General features: G+C 50.6%; 18 protein-coding genes. 6 read left to right on the top strand and 12 right to left on the bottom strand.

The genetic code is table 11. The annotated features are described in order from the left end of the window. Nucleotides 1–71: 71 nt before the first annotated feature. Entirely contained in the window at nucleotides 72–491 is a 420-nt protein-coding gene (locus WH37_RS06615; RefSeq protein ID WP_177218085.1) for a helix-turn-helix domain-containing protein, read from the bottom strand. 215 nt (nucleotides 492–706) lie between these two features. Here WH37_RS06615 and WH37_RS06610 point away from each other — a divergent pair, with 215 nt between their 5' ends. The 3 genes from WH37_RS06610 (at nucleotide 707) to WH37_RS35400 (ending at nucleotide 2,076) form a co-directional block, all read left to right on the top strand. Next, nucleotides 707–1,198, top strand: a complete 492-nt coding sequence (locus tag WH37_RS06610; protein WP_046229793.1) for a spore germination protein — start codon at nucleotides 707–709, stop codon at nucleotides 1,196–1,198. Between the two features lie 70 nt (nucleotides 1,199–1,268). Further along, complete coding sequence (locus WH37_RS06605) at nucleotides 1,269–1,829, top strand: Ger(x)C family spore germination C-terminal domain-containing protein (RefSeq protein WP_177218084.1); 561 nt, start codon at nucleotides 1,269–1,271, stop codon at nucleotides 1,827–1,829. A gap of 82 nt (nucleotides 1,830–1,911) precedes the next feature. Continuing rightward, nucleotides 1,912–2,076, top strand: coding sequence for a hypothetical protein (locus tag WH37_RS35400; RefSeq protein ID WP_156182248.1), 165 nt, complete (start codon nucleotides 1,912–1,914; stop codon nucleotides 2,074–2,076). 34 nt (nucleotides 2,077–2,110) lie between these two features. Here the strand turns inward: WH37_RS35400 and WH37_RS06595 are convergent, their stop codons facing one another. The 3 genes from WH37_RS06595 to WH37_RS06585 all read right to left on the bottom strand — a co-directional run bounded on the left by WH37_RS06595 (nucleotide 2,111) and on the right by WH37_RS06585 (nucleotide 3,857). Continuing rightward, nucleotides 2,111–2,719, bottom strand: a complete 609-nt coding sequence (locus tag WH37_RS06595; RefSeq protein ID WP_046229815.1) for a DUF1349 domain-containing protein — start codon at nucleotides 2,717–2,719, stop codon at nucleotides 2,111–2,113. Between the two features lie 16 nt (nucleotides 2,720–2,735). Further along, nucleotides 2,736–3,200 carry a GNAT family N-acetyltransferase gene (locus WH37_RS06590; protein ID WP_046229790.1) on the bottom strand — a complete coding sequence of 155 codons (465 nt, stop codon included), beginning with the start codon at nucleotides 3,198–3,200 and terminating at the stop codon, nucleotides 2,736–2,738. A gap of 93 nt (nucleotides 3,201–3,293) precedes the next feature. Continuing rightward, nucleotides 3,294–3,857 carry a GNAT family N-acetyltransferase gene (locus WH37_RS06585; protein WP_046229789.1) on the bottom strand — a complete coding sequence of 188 codons (564 nt, stop codon included), beginning with the start codon at nucleotides 3,855–3,857 and terminating at the stop codon, nucleotides 3,294–3,296. Nucleotides 3,858–3,942: 85 nt separating this feature from the next. Here WH37_RS06585 and WH37_RS06580 point away from each other — a divergent pair, with 85 nt between their 5' ends. Both WH37_RS06580 and WH37_RS06575 read left to right on the top strand, forming a co-directional pair. Beyond that, nucleotides 3,943–6,006 (top strand): ATP-dependent helicase, encoded by a 2,064-nt coding sequence (locus tag WH37_RS06580; RefSeq protein WP_046229788.1) that lies wholly within the window; start codon nucleotides 3,943–3,945, stop codon nucleotides 6,004–6,006. 18 nt (nucleotides 6,007–6,024) lie between these two features. Then, complete coding sequence (locus WH37_RS06575; protein ID WP_156182246.1) at nucleotides 6,025–6,825, top strand: HD-GYP domain-containing protein; 801 nt, start codon at nucleotides 6,025–6,027, stop codon at nucleotides 6,823–6,825. Between the two features lie 87 nt (nucleotides 6,826–6,912). On the opposite strand, the gene WH37_RS06570 is transcribed toward WH37_RS06575, so the two are convergent. From WH37_RS06570 to WH37_RS06555, 4 genes are all read right to left on the bottom strand, one after another. Next, nucleotides 6,913–7,416, bottom strand: a complete 504-nt coding sequence (locus WH37_RS06570; RefSeq protein WP_046229787.1) for a ferritin — start codon at nucleotides 7,414–7,416, stop codon at nucleotides 6,913–6,915. An 81-nt stretch (nucleotides 7,417–7,497) separates the two neighbouring features. Next, nucleotides 7,498–7,716: a DUF1450 domain-containing protein gene (locus WH37_RS06565; protein WP_046229786.1), complete on the bottom strand. Its 219-nt coding sequence runs from the start codon at nucleotides 7,714–7,716 to the stop codon at nucleotides 7,498–7,500. Nucleotides 7,717–7,864: 148 nt separating this feature from the next. Continuing rightward, nucleotides 7,865–9,280 (bottom strand): S41 family peptidase, encoded by a 1,416-nt coding sequence (locus tag WH37_RS06560; RefSeq protein ID WP_046229785.1) that lies wholly within the window; start codon nucleotides 9,278–9,280, stop codon nucleotides 7,865–7,867. 74 nt (nucleotides 9,281–9,354) lie between these two features. Continuing rightward, complete coding sequence (locus WH37_RS06555) at nucleotides 9,355–10,341, bottom strand: Gfo/Idh/MocA family protein (protein ID WP_046229784.1); 987 nt, start codon at nucleotides 10,339–10,341, stop codon at nucleotides 9,355–9,357. Nucleotides 10,342–10,494: 153 nt separating this feature from the next. Between WH37_RS06555 and WH37_RS06550 the strand changes: the two genes are divergently transcribed. Next, nucleotides 10,495–11,295, top strand: coding sequence for a Cof-type HAD-IIB family hydrolase (locus WH37_RS06550; protein WP_046229783.1), 801 nt, complete (start codon nucleotides 10,495–10,497; stop codon nucleotides 11,293–11,295). Between the two features lie 491 nt (nucleotides 11,296–11,786). On the opposite strand, the gene WH37_RS06545 is transcribed toward WH37_RS06550, so the two are convergent. Genes WH37_RS06545 through cysT form a run of 4 tightly spaced genes read right to left on the bottom strand, consistent with a single transcriptional unit; the run spans nucleotide 11,787 to nucleotide 15,577 of the window. Continuing rightward, nucleotides 11,787–12,854 carry a sulfate ABC transporter substrate-binding protein gene (locus tag WH37_RS06545; protein ID WP_046229782.1) on the bottom strand — a complete coding sequence of 356 codons (1,068 nt, stop codon included), beginning with the start codon at nucleotides 12,852–12,854 and terminating at the stop codon, nucleotides 11,787–11,789. Between the two features lie 45 nt (nucleotides 12,855–12,899). Continuing rightward, nucleotides 12,900–13,964, bottom strand: a complete 1,065-nt coding sequence (locus WH37_RS06540; RefSeq protein ID WP_046229781.1) for a sulfate/molybdate ABC transporter ATP-binding protein — start codon at nucleotides 13,962–13,964, stop codon at nucleotides 12,900–12,902. A gap of 3 nt (nucleotides 13,965–13,967) precedes the next feature. Beyond that, the gene (locus tag WH37_RS06535; protein WP_046229780.1) at nucleotides 13,968–14,765 is read right to left on the bottom strand and encodes a sulfate ABC transporter permease subunit; all 798 of its coding nucleotides are present in this window, start codon (nucleotides 14,763–14,765) and stop codon (nucleotides 13,968–13,970) included. Beyond that, nucleotides 14,762–15,577 carry a sulfate ABC transporter permease subunit CysT gene (cysT, locus tag WH37_RS06530; protein WP_414811819.1) on the bottom strand — a complete coding sequence of 272 codons (816 nt, stop codon included), beginning with the start codon at nucleotides 15,575–15,577 and terminating at the stop codon, nucleotides 14,762–14,764. The genes WH37_RS06535 and cysT overlap by 4 nt, the downstream gene beginning before the upstream one ends. Nucleotides 15,578–16,030 lie beyond the last annotated feature (453 nt).

Genomic DNA, 16,030 nt, shown 5'->3' with positions numbered 1-16,030 from the left:
CCTTGGTAAAATAAAAAAAGGGGCTGCGCCCAACGTCATTCTAGGTGACGTTGGGCGCAGCCCCTTATTATTTATAAACCGCTGCTGTATCCAGGCACCGCATAAGCGGAAGGCGCTACGCCAACCTCCTGCTTGAAGCGGCGGCTGAAATAATACGGGTCTTCGTAGCCGACCTGACGAGCTATGCTGCGGACCGTCGCATTCGTCTCTTTAAGCAGCCCCTTGGCCCGGTCAATGCGAATTGCAATTAAATAATCAATTGGGCTGATGCCCATATGCTTCTTGAAGGCGCGGGAATAATGCTCCGGCGTAATACCAACCATGCTGGCAAGCATATCCCGTGTAATTGGTTTTTGATAATGGCGTTTCATATATTCAACCGTCTGTCCAAGCTTGCTTCTTCCTCCTGCAACAGATTCGGTGTTCTGCCTAAAGTGTGTATCCTCTTCTTGAAAGCCCATCCGTATCGAGTTTCTCATATGCTTTATCATTTCCCACCTTCCCGGCCTATTGGCACAGCTGGATGATCGCTCATCCATATATAATGATTATCATTATCAATTATAATTCAAGCGTGCTTTTTTTTCAACACCTCGCGATAATAATTCACCATTCTGAAAATATTTGCTTCCATACATAGGAAAGGAACGTGCTGGAAACGCTAAAGGCACGGACTTGTTCTATCATCTGGAAGCGAGGGACTGTCATGCGCGGATTCAAACGCAACAATTGGAAGCACCAATCAGCGAAGGCTGATTGGCAGCAGTCGGACAAACAGCCTTCTGACGAGCAGCAGCCGCTTTCAAATCGATTGGATGAAAATATAGCGGAGCTGCGACGTGTGTATGCGGACTGCGCTGACCTCTCATTCCATTCCTTGCGGATCGGCGAACTCGAGGGCGCCATGCTCGTGTTTCATATCAGTATGTGCGATGATGAGCAGCTGAATCTCTTCATTTTGCGTCCGCTTGCTAGCAATGCCGGTAACTTGACTGCCGCTACTCCGGCACAGCTGCTAAACTTACTGCCTATTGCCGCAGCCAATACGGTACGCACGCTTGAGGATGCAATCGACGTCATTAGCAACGGAATGCCGCTGCTTTTCATTGATGGGAGCGAGGAAGCGCTATCGTTCGGCTTGCAAAAAATCGAGCATCGCAGCATTGAGGAGCCTTCAGCCGGCTGCCTGGTTCAGTGAATATATTTTGATCGCGTTTCTGCTTCCCTTTGTTGCTCCGCCCGATCCAGGGCAAAGCAAGCTAGCTACCATGCCCTATATATTTGGGCTGGCCATGATTCGCAATGAGCGGGAAATTCGCATCGTGACCGAGCCGATAAGCCTTGGCGTGCTCATGCTGCTCAATCAGCTGGAAAACATCGTATTGACGGTTAATCCAGACGAAGCGAACAAACAAGCGGCTGTTACCATAAAACCGCAATTCGTTCGCTCGGAGTTTATTCCCGGCTTTGCTGACGGGAACTGGACGATGAAGGTCAACATTAAAATAAAGGGCGATGTCATCTTGAATACAACCGATCTGTCACTTCTGCCACCGCCAAATGTGGAAAAAATTCAGGCTTTGTTTCAAGAACAGCTTAAGCAGCGAGCGGAAGCCGCGCTGCAATTAACCCAGCTAAAGCTGAAAACGGATTTTTTCGGCTATGCGAATGCGTACCGCAATCATTTCCCACACAAATGGAAAGCAAAAAAGGCCCAGTGGGAAAGCGACTTTCCAAAAATAAAAACGATAATCCATGTAGAGGCCCGTATTTTGCGCACAGGAAAATCCGGTGATCCGCAAGGGATACCGGGCCAGTCCAATGAATAAATGCAACATAAACATGCAGGAGGGCTCACGATGAAGGTGCTGTTTATTACAGGTATTCTGCTCGTCTCCGTCATTATTATATATGGAGAAGCTCGCGGGGGGGCAGAGCGGCCGCCGGGAAATCAGTGCAGCTGTCACCATAACCGCCGTAACGGCAGCTCTGGCTGTTCTGCTCATATTTTTCCCCGACATGCCTGGCCCGACCGAGCTCATTGCCTTCCTGTTCAGCACCATTGGCATGAAGTAGCCTCTCCTGCTCCTGCTGTTGCAGCTGCAATATGTTAATTGACGCTGCGGATGTCACCAATTATGTTTTTGCTGACTTTTAAATATTCAAACGTTGCGACACTTCCTTCGCCAATCGGCGATTGGGCTACAACGCCAACTTTAATCGTTGCGGGAACATCCATCCCAAAATAACGGACCATTTTCCATTTGACGCCATCGAGCGAATAATGGAATGCAAAGCAATTGCCTGACCGGGCAATACGCAAAAAGGGACGAACGATCTGGGCATCGCTGGAAACACAATCATCGGAGGCTCCACGCGTCACGACACTGAGAATGGACGGCATATCGTCATAAAATTCCGAGCAGAGCTTTGCCCAGTGGTCTTCATCCGCCATAATCATCAGGCAGCCGGAATCGTACGTCTGCTTCATATCAACCGCAACGCGAGTGACGGCATAGAAATCGCCTTCAACTAATGTGTATAGGTATGGTGCAGAGTTTTTCGTATTGCCTCCTGCCGGATCAATGAAAAAATCGCCCATCGGCGGCGCTTGCACGACCAGCTGCTTGTGCTCATTAATTTCCCAGCTCTTTGGCTCATTAATCCAGGAGAGCTCCTTGCCTAAGCTTTGCCTGCTGCATCCTTCAAATACGTTCATCGTTTTCTCCCCTTCTTTATGCATCAAATAGCTTCTCGTAACACATGCTCAGCTCATAATCGACATATTCGCCAAATTTTCCGATAAATACGTAGCCATGCTTTTCATAAAACTTCAACGACTCAGGCTGCTCGGGCCCCGTCTCCAGCCGGATGCCAGCAAAGCCTCGCGACTGCGCCTGATCCTCCAAAAAGAAAAGCATAGCAGCAGCGATACCGAGCTTCCGGCTTTCTTTTCGCACGAAAAAGCGTTTCAGCTCCGTATACTGTGCATCCAGCGGCCGAATGGCGCCGCACCCGACAGGCTCGTCCCCGGCAAAAGCGACAATAAATACCGTTTCCTTAATGCCCGGATCGGTAAAATCAAGCCCATGCACCTCTTCCGCCGGGTATCGCTCCAGCAGCTCTTCATCCAGTGCTTTAATTAACTGGTGTAATGCTGCATCCAGCGGCTCTACGATTCGTATGCTGATGTCTTTCATTTGTTCTTCCTCCATAGCTGCTTCTAGTTAGTAAAAGAATGGAATATTTGCCATATCGCTATCGTACCTGTTTGCTCTCCACTTCGCAATCCATTATTGCGTCAGCTGCTTTACCATTCGAATGTAGCGGTGTCCTGCCAGCTCAAGCTCCCCATCCTCGGCATAGCCCATCCGCGCATACAGCGCCGTCGCCTTCTCATTATCATCCAGCGCAATGAGCGATAGGCGAGGCCAGCCCGCTTCCTTAGCTTTATTCTCAACTGCGCCGATCAAAGCCCGCGCGATCCCCTTCCCCTGATAAGCGGGATGCACCGCCACGGAATCCAAATAATATTCGTCGTTCCTTGCCTCAGTCATAATCTCATAGCCGGCATGAGCAGGCTCCTGATGGATGCGCGAAAGCAGCGGGGCATCCAGCTTCGCAGCAGCATCACCGCCATAGCCAAGCGCCATGCCAGCGATGACATCCCCCTCCCAGGCGACAAGCACATGCTCGTAGCTGAGTCTGTTTCCTTTTTTCACATAAAAGTCCGCTAGTATATTCATTGCCTCCTGCTCGTCCGAAACGCCCGTTAGCGTACAGGCAATATTGCCAATTGCAGCATGCAGAAGCAGCATAATTTGCTGTACATCTTCTTTTTTCGCTGGCACTATCATCTAGCTCATCTCCTATTGTGATTCTTTAATTAGTTTATCCTAATCCATAAAGCCATGCTATAATCAAGCACAGGTGATTATACATATGGAACAAACACGTACAAAATATTATCCCAGACCTTACGGTGTAACGACAAGCATAATGCCGCGGGCAAATCAGGCCGCAGCTGATACGAGCAAACAGCTTGTCGGACGCGGAGAAGGCGATGCCGCTTTTTTCCGCTCGCTGGAGCAGCACGGCATCCAGCTTAATGAAGCGCAAATTGCCGCCGTCCGCCATACCGATGGGCCGCTGCTCACGCTCGCTGGCGCCGGCTCCGGCAAAACCTCCGTTCTCGTCTGCCGAACGGCTTATTTGCTGTCTGTCCGCAGCGTAATGGCTTCCCAGCTGCTGCTCATGACATTTTCCAAAAAAGCAGCAGAGGAAATGAAGTCTCGTATCGCCACGCTGCCCGGCATTTCTGAAAGTGCTGCAGCCGCGGTAGAAGCGAGGACGTTCCATTCGTTCTGCTTGCAGCTGCTGCGCAGGCGGGGCATGAAGCAGGCGATTTTAGGCGACAGCGGCCGGAAGCAAATTTTTTTCAAACGACTGCTGCGTGAACGCAATTTGCATGAGACGTATCAGCCGGAGACGCTCATTACGTTATTTTCTGCCTATAAGCTGGAAATGCTGGAGCCCCATGAGCTGCCAGCCAAAACAGAAGAGGACAAGCAGCTGAAAATTCTGTTTGAATGCTATGAGCAGTGGAAGTCGGAGCAGCAGTTGATTGACTATGATGATATGCTGCTTGCAGCTTATCGGCTGCTCACGACCGATCAGAACTTGCTCGAAATGCTCCAGCGCCGCTTCCGCTACGTGATGATCGATGAGTTTCAGGATACGAATAAGGTGCAATATGAGCTGATTAAGCTGCTCGCCCAACAGCATGGCAATTTGATGGTCGTTGGCGATGATGACCAGACAATTTATTCGTTTAACGGGGCGCGCAACGATTATATTTTGAATTTTGAGCAGCAATATCCGACCAGCAAAAATGTCGTGCTCGATATTAATTATCGCTCCGGGGCTGCCATTGTTGGGCTGGGCAATGCGATTATTAGCAGCAACAAGCAGCGCCGTCCCAAGTCGCTCAAAGTGGCGAAAACGCAAAGCCTCTCCCCCTCATTCGCAAGGCCGGGCAATACCGACGATGAAGCGCAGCTGATTGTCAATAAAATCACGGAGACGCAGAGCCAGGGGAAGCGCGGCTATCAGGATTTCGCCATTCTGTTTCGTACGGCGAGCAGCAGCCGCGCCATCTTCGACCAGTTGGTCATACGCCAAATTCCGTTTATTGATTACGGCGGTGGCGAGTCCTTTTATGAGCAGTGGGTCGTGAAGCCGATAATCGCGCATTTGCGGCTGGCGATGGATCGGCGCCATTTTGATGCGATGCAAAATATACTCGCAACGCTTTATGTCAAGCCGGAGCAGGCGATGGCATTCATCTGGAACGAAGAAAAGCAGCAAGCCAAAAAATGGCCGCTGATCCATCTCGTCCGCTTCCCTGGCATTAAGGAATTTCATCAGGAAAAAATCAAAGAGCGGCTGCGGCTCATTCGCTCCTTGCCTAAGCTCAAGCCCGAGCAGGCTATTCGCCTGCTGCGCGACGGCTTTTATGACAATTACATTCAAGCCGATAAAAGCCAGACGCTTACCGAGCATAAGGACGCTTTGAAGGAAACGCTGGACGAGCTGGAAACCGCCGCCAAACGCTTTGCGACGATTGCCGAGTTTCTGGCATTCGTAGACGAGATTGCGCTGAAGCTGCAGGAGATGCGGCAGCTCAAGCTGGCGAGCCGTGGCGCTGACGCCGTCCATTTTATGACGATCCACAAATCAAAGGGTCTGGAATTTCCCGTTGTATTCGTGAGCGGGGCGTCCGATGGCATTTTGCCGCATAGCTCAGCGCTGTCCGCGAGCAAAAATAGTGACCGGAGCGCCATCCAGACGGGGGATGACGTTGCCGAGGCTGCGCTGGAGGAAGAACGACGGCTCGCTTATGTCGCCGTTACGCGCGCCAAGGAAGAGCTGTATATCAGCTCGCCCGGCTATTATCGCGGCAAACCGGCGGCCGTGTCCTCTTTTTTGCTTAACGCTTTTAAATAAATATATGCAAAGGAAGCGTTGAAGGGGAAACGGCCATGGTCTGGCGTGTTCATTAACCGCCGCAAGGATGGGCAGTTGTGGCATTCTTCCATTACCATTACACCTTTATGTGCTGATGAGAGCTGGTATTATATCGGCGTTTTCCGTGAATTGGAGCAGCTACCTAGCGGCTTCTATATGCCGCAGGAACGGATTGGGCATATTCAAAGCTCGCTGCTCAAGGTGCTTGCCATTTCCTGTGAAATTCGCGATCCTGGCATTGAGTCGCATCTTGTGCGGGTGAGGGATCTTACGGAGGCGCTCGTACGTTACCATAATGAGCGCATGCAGCTGGGATGGAACGAAGAACGGCTCAGTCGCATCGCCTCAGCGAGCATTTTGCATGATATCGGAAAATCAGGCATTCCTGAAGGAATTTTGTACAAGCCCGGTCCGCTTGCTGATTATGAGCGGACTATTATTGAGATGCACACCTATATTGGCGTCGACATTCTTGAGAAGATTTTCAACGAAATTAATGACGAGCTGTTTACTAGCGAGCTGACGGCGAGCAAGCATATTATTTTGCACCATCATGAACGGTGGGATGGCAATGGCTATCCGCATAAGCTTGCTGGAGACGCTATTCCCATTGAAGCGCGCATCGTAAGCATCGTTGATGTTTTCGACGCCCTTACCAGCAAACGCCCCTACAAGGAAAAATGGTCGGAGCAGCAGGCACTCGCTTATATTGAAGAGCAGCGCGGCACCCAGTTTGATCCAGACTTAGTCGATTCATTTATTCATCTGTACGAGGAGCAAAAAGAGGGATTGGCGTAAGTGCCAATCCCTCTTCTTCGTGTGTAATGAGTTGCAAACCATGCAGCGGGCTATGCCGTAAACCATTAACCGTGCAGCATGTCTCGCTTATTCCGCAGGAGGCGTGAACGTGCGCCCGGCAAATTCAGCATCCAGCATATAAAACGCGTTGCTGTCTTTATCAATACGTTTCAGCTTCTGAATGATGCCGTCGAACAAGGACTCCTCTTCTACCTGCTCATCGATGAACCATTTCAGGAAGTAGATCGTCGCGTGCTCGCGCTCACTGAGCGCAAGGTCAGCAAGGTTGTAGAACTTGCGAGTGTTTTGCTGTTCATGTGCATAAGCACGCTCGAACGCATCCAGCATCGACGAGTATTCATTTTTCGGCTCAAGCAGAGCAGACAAAGTAGCACGACGGTTGCGGTCGTTCAGGAATTTATATATTTTCATGCCATGGAAACGCTCTTCCTCAGCCTGGATAATAAAGAAATTCGCAAAACCGTCCAGACTTTCACTGGAACAGTAGGCTGCCATTGCAAGATACACATGCGCCGAATAAAATTCAAAGTTCATTTGTTCGTTTAATGCTTCAGCTAATTGATCATTCATCACTTATGCACCTCTTCTTTTTCGGAGTTGCCTCTATTCTAACACAAAGAAGGAGGACGGCAAAAGCCGCCCTCCCTATATTTATCCAATTAATTTTTTTAATTCCTTATAAAGCTTCTCGGCTGACGGAGCGCTGACCACCTTAGACTTCACCATGGCAAAACATTCATGCCTGCATGTTTTGCAATTTCCGAGACAATCGGACTTCTTCATCTTGATGTCGGGAAACTTATCCTTCATCTCCTTGTATACCGGCTTCGTCCCGTTTTTGAAATTTTTGGTGCAATATTTGATCTTCATTGGTGTCACCCCGCTGCCGCAACGGCTGTCTGATTACGATTGGCACTTTTGTCTGCACACGCAATCGTCTGCTCGATCCAAAAGGCTCTCTATCAAATGATAGTAATAATCATTACCGTTGTCAATAGCCGCGGGGCGGCGGCCAAGCTTATTTTTTCAACAGCTCTACGCCTCGCTGCAGTTGTGTATCTTCCTTCTCCAGCTTTTCCTTAAGCAGCTCGACAATTTTGTAAGCCGTCTTGTCATTGAGCGATCCGGTAACGTCAAGCTTCTCTGCCTTCTGAAAAGCGCGCATCGCCGCCTCCGTCTGCTCATCGAACAAGCCGTCCTTGCCTACGGAAGCATAACCAAGCTCCTTCAGCATCGATTGCAGCGTCTTGACGTCTTCGCCGTAGCTGCCGTTTTTCAGCTCGCTGCCCACCGGAAGCGGGCGCAAGCTTGCAAATGCAGGCAGGCTGACAACTTCATTTGGCATGACGCCAACCTTGTGAATCCACGTGCCGCCTGGCGTTTTCCACTGCGCCTCGGTCAAGCTGAGCACCGAGCCGTCCTTAAATTGCTCAAACGCCTGTACGACGCCTTTGCCGTACGTTTTCTCACCAACAACCGTTGCTCCCGCTGACTCCTTAAGCGCGGCGGTCAGCACCTCGCTGGCGCTTGCCGACTGGCCGTTCACCAGCACAACGATAGGGATCGTCCACTCTTCCTGTTGTTTCGATTTATAAACAATTGGATTGCTTTCTTCCTTATAAACAACCTCTAGAATAACTTTCCCCTTCGGAATCAGCTTGCTGCCAATGGCAATCGTCGGCTGCAGCAGACCGCCCGGATTTGAGCGAAGATCCAGCAGCAGCTTCGTCATGCCCTGCTCCTTCATTTTCGCTACCGCCTCATCAAACTCTGTGGCCGTCTTCTGTGCAAAGCGGCTAATCGTAATATGGCCGATACCCTCCTCCAGCATCTCTGAAGTTACGGTATAAACCGGAATCGCCTCACGCTTAAGCGTGATCTCGATGGGCTCCGTCTCGCCCAGGCGCTGAAGTGTCAGCGTCACCTCGGTACCGGTCTTGCCGCGCATGAGCCCAATCAGATCCTGAAATTTAATATCCTTCGTATCCTTGCCGTCAACAGCAATAATGCTATCGCCGGATTTGACTCCTCCGCGCTCTGCTGGCGCATTGGGGGTCAGCGCGTGAATGATGAATTGGCCATCCTGCTCGCGCACCTCCGCCCCTATGCCGGAAAATTCGCCTTCATAGCCTTGTGTATACGCATCGCCCTGCTCCTCGACCAAATAACGGGAATAAGGGTCTTCGAGCGATGCCACCATTCCCTCGGAGGCGCCATTGATTAAATCCTCGCCATTCGCTCCATTCAAATATTTATCCATAATGGTATTGTAGGATACCGCAAAGTTCTTAAAAGCCGGCTCTTTCAGCATCGGATAGCGATGCCCCATCCAGAACCACCCCACTGCGAACCCGGCAACCATAAATAAAATAGCCCCAACTAGGCCAATTAACAGCACTCTGCGCCGTGCAGCAGCATGTGTAAAATACCTCAACTCGTCATCTCCCCAGGTTTAACTCTCATCCGCTTTCTTTACTGTATCTTATTCAAGGGGGAGGGAGCAAATTTTCACAAAAGAACCCGCCGCTTCTCTCGTGCCGAGATGAGACAGGCCTCAATAACCGCTGTTCCTGCTATCGCATCCTCAGGACCAAACAGCGGCTGCGCCTCACCCGCGGCAATCTGTGCGATTCTGTTGATTTGCATCACATAAGTGTTCAGATTGAAAGGCCCTTCCTTACGCTGACCATCCTCCGTATGTACGATAAAATAATCCTCTTCCCCCGGGCCAAAAGCGTTCGGCAGCTCAATCCGCCCCTTCGTCCCCAAAATTTCCAAGCGGTTGCGATAAGCCGCCCACATGCCGCAGTCGAACACGAGGCTTACATCATCCGCGAACTCCAGTATGCCAGAAGCCATCATGTCTACCCCGCCATGCTCCTTGGAAAATAAAGCATGGACGCTGGCTGCCACCGGCTCCCCGCCCAGTATAAGCCGAGCTGCACTTATGAGATAGCAGCCGATATCGTACAACGAGCCGCCGCCCCATTCCGCGTTGTAACGAACATTGCCTGTGTCCGCCGCATTATTGAAGGTGAACGAACCTGTCATGACGCGAAGATCGCCGATTTCGCCAGACGCGATAATCGCCTTGATCTGCTCATAGCGCGGGTGATGGCGATACATAAAAGCTTCCGCCATGACGATGCCTGCCGTTTGTGCCGCCTCCGCCATTTCCCGCGCATCCGCTGCCGTGACCGCAAATGGCTTCTCGCAAAGCACATGCTTGCCAGCCTCAGCGGCTTTAATAGCCCATTCCTTATGTAAATGATTTGGCAGCGGAATATAGACCGCATCGATATCCGGATCAGCGAGCAGCTCCTCGTAGGAGCCGTACGCTTTTTCAATGCCGAGCCGCTCTGCCGCCTCAACTGCCCGTTCGATGCTGCGGCTCGCAATCGCAACCGCCTCGCCCCGCTCTGCCTGCTGGATTGCTGGAATCATCGTATGTATCGCAATGCTCGCACCGCTTAAAATCCCCCATCTTAGCTTCATCCTTGCCCATCCTCTCCCTGTCCATTCTTTAACGGCCTTTTCTATTATACAGGAAAAGCGGGTGATCGCTTGTACGAACGCCGATTTTTCGCTACAATCAACCTAGCTTATGTATACGATAAAGATGCCTGGAGAGGGGAACATATTGTCATTATGTATAAACTAATTGCAATTGATGTAGATGATACGCTGTTGAACGATGAATTGGTTGTAACAGAAGGAACGAAACGCGCCATGGAGGAAGCCATCGCGAAAGGCGTAACGGTGACGCTGGCTACCGGAAGAATGTACGCTTCGGCCAGACAAATCGCTGAGCAAATCCAGCTCAATGTGCCCATCATTACGTATCAAGGCTCGCTTGTAAAAACGCTGCTGGATGGCAAGGTGCTGTACGAGCGCAGCGTGCCTACCGATGCGGCCAAGGAGCTGTATGCCTTTACGGAAAAACATGGCCTGCATTTGCAGCTTTATGTGGATGACCAGCTGTTCGTGAAGGAAGCGAATGAGAAGGCGCTAATGTATTCGCGCCTCTCCAAAATCCCTTATACGGTAGCACCGGATTTCGAGGAGCTGCTGGAGCAGCCGAATACGAAAATGCTGATTATCGATGAGCCAGATTATCTCGATGAAATTGCAGAGCAGCTGAAGGCGCTTATTGGCGACCGCGTGCATATTACGAAATCCAAAGCTCATTATTTGGAGTTTATGCATAAAGAGGGAACAAAAGGACATGCGCTGCGCTTTATGGCTGAGCATCTTGGCTGCACGATGGATCAAACGATTGCGATCGGCGATGCGTGGAACGATCACGAGATGATTGAAGCGGCTGGACTTGGCGTAGCGATGGCTAATGCGATTCCGGCGCTGAAAGAGGTCGCGGATTATGTGACGCTTAGCAATAATGATGAGGGCGTTCGTCACGTATTTGAAAAATTCGTTCTTAACGCGGAGTAAAGAGATTGGGGAGACGGGAGTCTGCGCTGCGCGAAAAGGTGGGGGTTCCGATCGCCATTACTGTCGAGTTTCCTCGAATGAGCCGTATCCGGCAGAAACTCAACAGCAAGGAGATTAGGCTTCGAAGCCGCTTTCTTCCAGAAAGCCCTGGTGAACACTCCGTTTCTCCACCCCCACCTTTTCACTCCGCTCCGACCCGCTCACCAAATACTCTTTAAAGCGTCAAACGATTTTTAGGGGCAATAAAACAAACCGTGGATCTGGCTCATTCAATAGCCAGATCCACGGTTTGTTTGTTGTTACAAGATTTATTGCAAGGTTTCAATTCAAGACACCATTGAAAAGCCTCATTATAACGCTCAATATAAAACCAAAGTACAAACCACTAGGCAAAACCTCAGTGCAGGACTTAACATAAGAGCTTGATACAAAACCCTAACAAAGACCTTAACAGAAGACGAAATTACAAGGAGCTGCAATTCTGAAAGCTATTAGATACCCGCAAGAACTTGGTACCAGATGCCCTTTTTGGAATAGAGCGTTTGTTTTACTTCGGGCCAGCCGCCTAGATAGCTGATGTCGAACAGCTGCTCCGGCACGATGTATTTGCTTGCCGATTCCTTGGCCACTGTCTCATTTACAGGACGGAAGCCGTAATCAACAAGCACACGCTGTGCTTCATCGCTGTGCAAATAATGGATGAACGCTTCGGCCACCTCGCGGCTGCCGTGCTTGTCCACATTTTTGTCTACAACCGTTGCCGGATTTTCAATCAGAATCGTGCTTTTCGGCACGACGATATGATAGTCCTTGCCCTGCTTAATGCGGGCTAGCAGTTCGTTCTCATACGTCACGATAACGTCGCCAACACCGTATTCGAACGCCGCCATAGAAGCCCGGCCGCTTTTATCGAGCGATTCCACGTTGGCATGGACAGCCTTGAGGAAGTTTTTCGCAAAAGCCGGGTCCTTGGCACCTGTCTCTTCCTCCGACTGCTTCAATCCCGCTCCGTAAATCGCATTAATGTCCCACTGAGCGCCGCCAGATGTTTTCGGGTTCGGATAGACGACCTTCACTCCGCTGCGAGTGAGGTCGGACCAATCTTGAATGTTCAGCGGATTGCCTTCACGTGTGCCAAGCACGACAATCGACTTGGTCACAAATTCGCCATCCGCTTGCTCCTTCCAATTCGGGTCAATGAGTCCCGCATCGGCAATTTTGTTGACGTCGCCTTCCATGGCCAGCACGGCAACGTCAGCATTAAAGCCACCTATTATAGCCCTCGCTTGTGTGCCAGAAGCTTCATAGGATTCCTGAAATACAACCTTTTGTCCCGTTTGCTGCAGCCAGTAGGCCTGGAACTGCGGCAAAATTTCGGCGAAAGCATCCTTCACTATCGAGTATGCACCAATGACAAGCGTGACATCGCCGTTTGGAACGGAAGATTCCACCGCCGGATCATTGCCTTGCGCTTCGCCACAGCCCGCTGCAACTAACAGCAGGGAGATGGCAAGCAGCAGGGCGAGCAAACGGCGGCTTGTTGTCTGAATAGCATTCATAATGGCATACAACTCTTTCTGCTCGATGTTTTCAAAACCAAGCTATTAGATATGAATTGGCATTGGATCTTCCTTCAGGCTGTTTTCCTGAATCCAGCTTTCTTGATCATTAAACAAATAAGCCCGATGCACCAGCACATGAACGCGGTCGCCCGGCTGCAGCACATCCTTCTCCAGCGAACGGTAGGTGACGAGCTTAACCGAACCTACTTCAAGCTCAACCAGCCACTCGCTGCCGCGGAAATGAATATGCTTGACGTTTGCTTCCAGCGCGGCAGATGCAAGACGAATTTCGCCCGGCTTGCCGATTTCAATATACTCGGGCCGGATGAGCGCCTTCGTACCAGGTTTGCCAGCGGCAGAGTCAAAGCCCTTCAGCGCGCCAACATCCTCAACAATTGTCGATTCCCCGATAAAGCTCGCTACGAACGGCGTCTGCGGGTCCTTGTAAATCGCCCAAGGCGAGCCCTTCTGCTCCAGCCTGCCCTTGCTGATAATCATAATTTCATCAGCAACTTCAATTGCCTCATCCTGGTCATGCGTGACGAAAATCGACGTAATGCCCACGCGCTCAATCATTTCCTTGAGCCAAGTGCGCAGCTCCGTGCGGATTTTCGCATCAATCGCCGCGAATGGCTCGTCGAGCAGCAGCAGCTGCGGCTCAGGCGCAAGCGCTCTAGCGAAGGCAACACGCTGACGCTGGCCTCCCGATAGCTGGTGAGCATAACGGTGCTCAAAGCCCTTCAGCCCTGTAAGCTCAACAAGCGTCATTACACGCTCGCGGATTTGCTCTTTGGTTTGCTTTTTGACCTTCAGCCCGAAAGCGATATTATCATAAACGGTCATATGCTTGAACAGCGCATAGTTCTGGAACACAAAACCGATTCCGCGCTCCTGTGGCGGCAAATCATTGACGCGCTTGCCGTGGAACACGATATCGCCAGAGGAAGGCGACTCAAGCCCTGCCAGCATGCGGAGAATCGACGTTTTGCCGCCACCGCTCGGCCCTAGCAGGCCAATCAGCTGGCCTTTCTTAATATCGAAGCTGACATCCTGCACCGCATGAAAATCCCCGAAGCTTTTGTTTAAATTACGGACTTCAATATGCATGGCTTAATGCACTTCCTTTCGTTTCTTGGCCCATTCCATTAATAGCAGCAATCCAACGGAAAACGCCGCAAGCACGAGCGCAACTCCGTTCGCAGCTACAACATTAAAGTTTTCCACATCTTGATACACGAGCGTCGTGGCCGTCTGCGTCTTATTCATAATATTGCCGGATACGACGAGCACGGCGCCAAATTCGCCAAGCGAGCGGGCAACCGTAAGCACAACACCGTAAATGACACCCCAACGAATCGACGGCCATGTCACCTGCCAGAATGTATACCACGAGTATGCGCCAAGGGTAGACGCCGCTTCCTCCTGCTGGGCCCCGATTTCCTGCAATACGGGCAGTACTTCGCGCACCATGAGCGGGAAAGTGACGAATAGCGTAGCGAGCACCATGCCTGGCAAGGCATAGACAATTTTAAAACCCGACGCTTCAAAAAAAGTTCCTATAACCGTGCTTGGTCCAAGAATAAGGACAATCATTAAACCGCCGATAACAGGCGATACCGCAAAAGGTAGATCGACTAAGCTGTTCAGCAGGCGCTTGATACGCGGCCCAATCCATTTTGCCCGGACCAGATAGAGCGCAAGCATGACGCCAAACAGCGTGTTTAATACGGTTACAATAACGACGATTAATGCGGTCATCTTAAGGGCATGAAGCGATTGCTGCCTTAGCAGCCCTTCAGTAAAGCCACTCCAGCCTTCCGACCAGGACCCGCGCACGATTTCGACAAGCGGTATGATAAGTAGAAGTATAAATACGACATAAGTGAGCGTAATCCACAGTTTTCTCATTGGCCCGGCCTCCTGGATTGAATCAGGTTAACCGTCCACAAGATGACGAAGGACAAGGTGAGCAAAATAACGGAAACCGCCGCCGCTCCCTGCGGATTATCGCTTTCGATTTCCCCAAAAATATAAACCGATGCAATGAGCGTTTTGCCAGGAATGTTGCCCGCTACAAGCACGACTGCCCCAAACTCGGCTATGCCGCGCGAGAACGCCAGCATCGCTCCGCTAATAATACCCGGAACCATCGACGGTAAAATAATGCGAAAAAACGTCAGCGCCTTCGACGCGCCCATCGTATAAGCCGCTTCCTCCTCCGAGCGATCCAGCTCCTCCAGCAAAGGCTGCACAGCGCGGATGACGAATGGGAAGGTGACGAAAACCATCGCGATAATAATTGCCGGTTCATGGAATACAATGTCGAAGCCAAGCTTCGTCGCCAATCCGCCAACAAAGCTGCGTGGGCCGAGCAGCAGCAAAATCATCAGCCCAGCAACCGCCGTCGGCAAAGCAAAAGGCAAATCGACGAGCGAGTTGAGAAATCTTTTCCCGGGAAATTTGTAGCGAATAAGCACCCAGCCAATCATCGTTCCGAGAAAAATGTTGATAATCGTCGCAATAACGGCGAGCCTGACGGTAAGCAGCACCGCTTTCCACGCCAGAGGATCGCTTACGCTTTCCCAGAATGGCTGCCACCCAAGCGACAGCGATTGCGTGTAAATACCGAATATCGGAATAATAATCAGGATAATAAAATAAAGCATAACCGTACTTCGGAAGCCGAAGCTCCACCATTTGTTTCGAAACATAGCATTCACGTTGACATTACCCTCCAGACCATCGACTCGTGTCGTAGGTGAAACCACAGACGAAAAGCGAAAAATAAAAATGCAAGGTGAAACGGCTGTCGCCATCCTTTGGCGGCGCGGCGCGTTTCATTCCGAGAAATATAGAGAAAGGATAGCGTTAGGATATCCTTTCCTATATTTCAAGCGTAAACGGCTGTCGCCGTCCTCTGGCGGCAAAGCTACCGTTTCGAGGGTGAAATATAAGCCCACTATAAGTGTGAAACTTATAAATGCTTATATTTTGAAAAAATAAAGCAAAAAAGATAATCCCTATTAACAAACTTGGTATTATCAATTTAGCAGATCATATTAGTCCAAGTCAATGCTAAATTGGCCTTTTGTTTGTGGAGTTCACTTGTGTGCTGGAAATGGGGTCTGCGCTGCGTGAAAGGTTTGGGGTTCGATCGCTGTTGCCTTTGATTT

Source organism: Paenibacillus algorifonticola (assembly GCF_000971975.1).
Taxonomy (GTDB): Bacteria; Bacillota; Bacilli; order Paenibacillales; family Paenibacillaceae; genus Pristimantibacillus; species Pristimantibacillus algorifonticola.
The sequence above is the reverse complement of the archived record's forward strand: the minus strand, read 5'-3'. Positions and strand labels throughout refer to the sequence as shown.

What these genes read in the sequence shown, in the direction of transcription:
- WH37_RS06570 (WP_046229787.1), bottom strand. Translation starts at nt 7,416, where the DNA reads ATGAATGATCAATTAGCTGAAGCATTAAACGAACAAATGAACTTTGAA.
- WH37_RS06605 (WP_177218084.1), top strand. Translation starts at nt 1,269, where the DNA reads ATGCCCTATATATTTGGGCTGGCCATGATTCGCAATGAGCGGGAAATT.
- WH37_RS06590 (WP_046229790.1), bottom strand. Translation starts at nt 3,200, where the DNA reads ATGAAAGACATCAGCATACGAATCGTAGAGCCGCTGGATGCAGCATTA.
- WH37_RS06555 (WP_046229784.1), bottom strand. Translation starts at nt 10,341, where the DNA reads ATGAAGCTAAGATGGGGGATTTTAAGCGGTGCGAGCATTGCGATACAT.
- WH37_RS06615 (WP_177218085.1), bottom strand. Translation starts at nt 491, where the DNA reads ATGATAAAGCATATGAGAAACTCGATACGGATGGGCTTTCAAGAAGAG.
- WH37_RS06585 (WP_046229789.1), bottom strand. Translation starts at nt 3,857, where the DNA reads ATGATAGTGCCAGCGAAAAAAGAAGATGTACAGCAAATTATGCTGCTT.
- WH37_RS06580 (WP_046229788.1), top strand. Translation starts at nt 3,943, where the DNA reads ATGGAACAAACACGTACAAAATATTATCCCAGACCTTACGGTGTAACG.
- WH37_RS06540 (WP_046229781.1), bottom strand. Translation starts at nt 13,964, where the DNA reads ATGCATATTGAAGTCCGTAATTTAAACAAAAGCTTCGGGGATTTTCAT.
- WH37_RS06610 (WP_046229793.1), top strand. Translation starts at nt 707, where the DNA reads ATGCGCGGATTCAAACGCAACAATTGGAAGCACCAATCAGCGAAGGCT.
- WH37_RS06550 (WP_046229783.1), top strand. Translation starts at nt 10,495, where the DNA reads ATGTATAAACTAATTGCAATTGATGTAGATGATACGCTGTTGAACGAT.
- WH37_RS06545 (WP_046229782.1), bottom strand. Translation starts at nt 12,854, where the DNA reads ATGAATGCTATTCAGACAACAAGCCGCCGTTTGCTCGCCCTGCTGCTT.
- WH37_RS06595 (WP_046229815.1), bottom strand. Translation starts at nt 2,719, where the DNA reads ATGAACGTATTTGAAGGATGCAGCAGGCAAAGCTTAGGCAAGGAGCTC.
- WH37_RS06535 (WP_046229780.1), bottom strand. Translation starts at nt 14,765, where the DNA reads ATGAGAAAACTGTGGATTACGCTCACTTATGTCGTATTTATACTTCTA.
- WH37_RS06565 (WP_046229786.1), bottom strand. Translation starts at nt 7,716, where the DNA reads ATGAAGATCAAATATTGCACCAAAAATTTCAAAAACGGGACGAAGCCG.
- WH37_RS35400 (WP_156182248.1), top strand. Translation starts at nt 1,912, where the DNA reads ATGGAGAAGCTCGCGGGGGGGCAGAGCGGCCGCCGGGAAATCAGTGCA.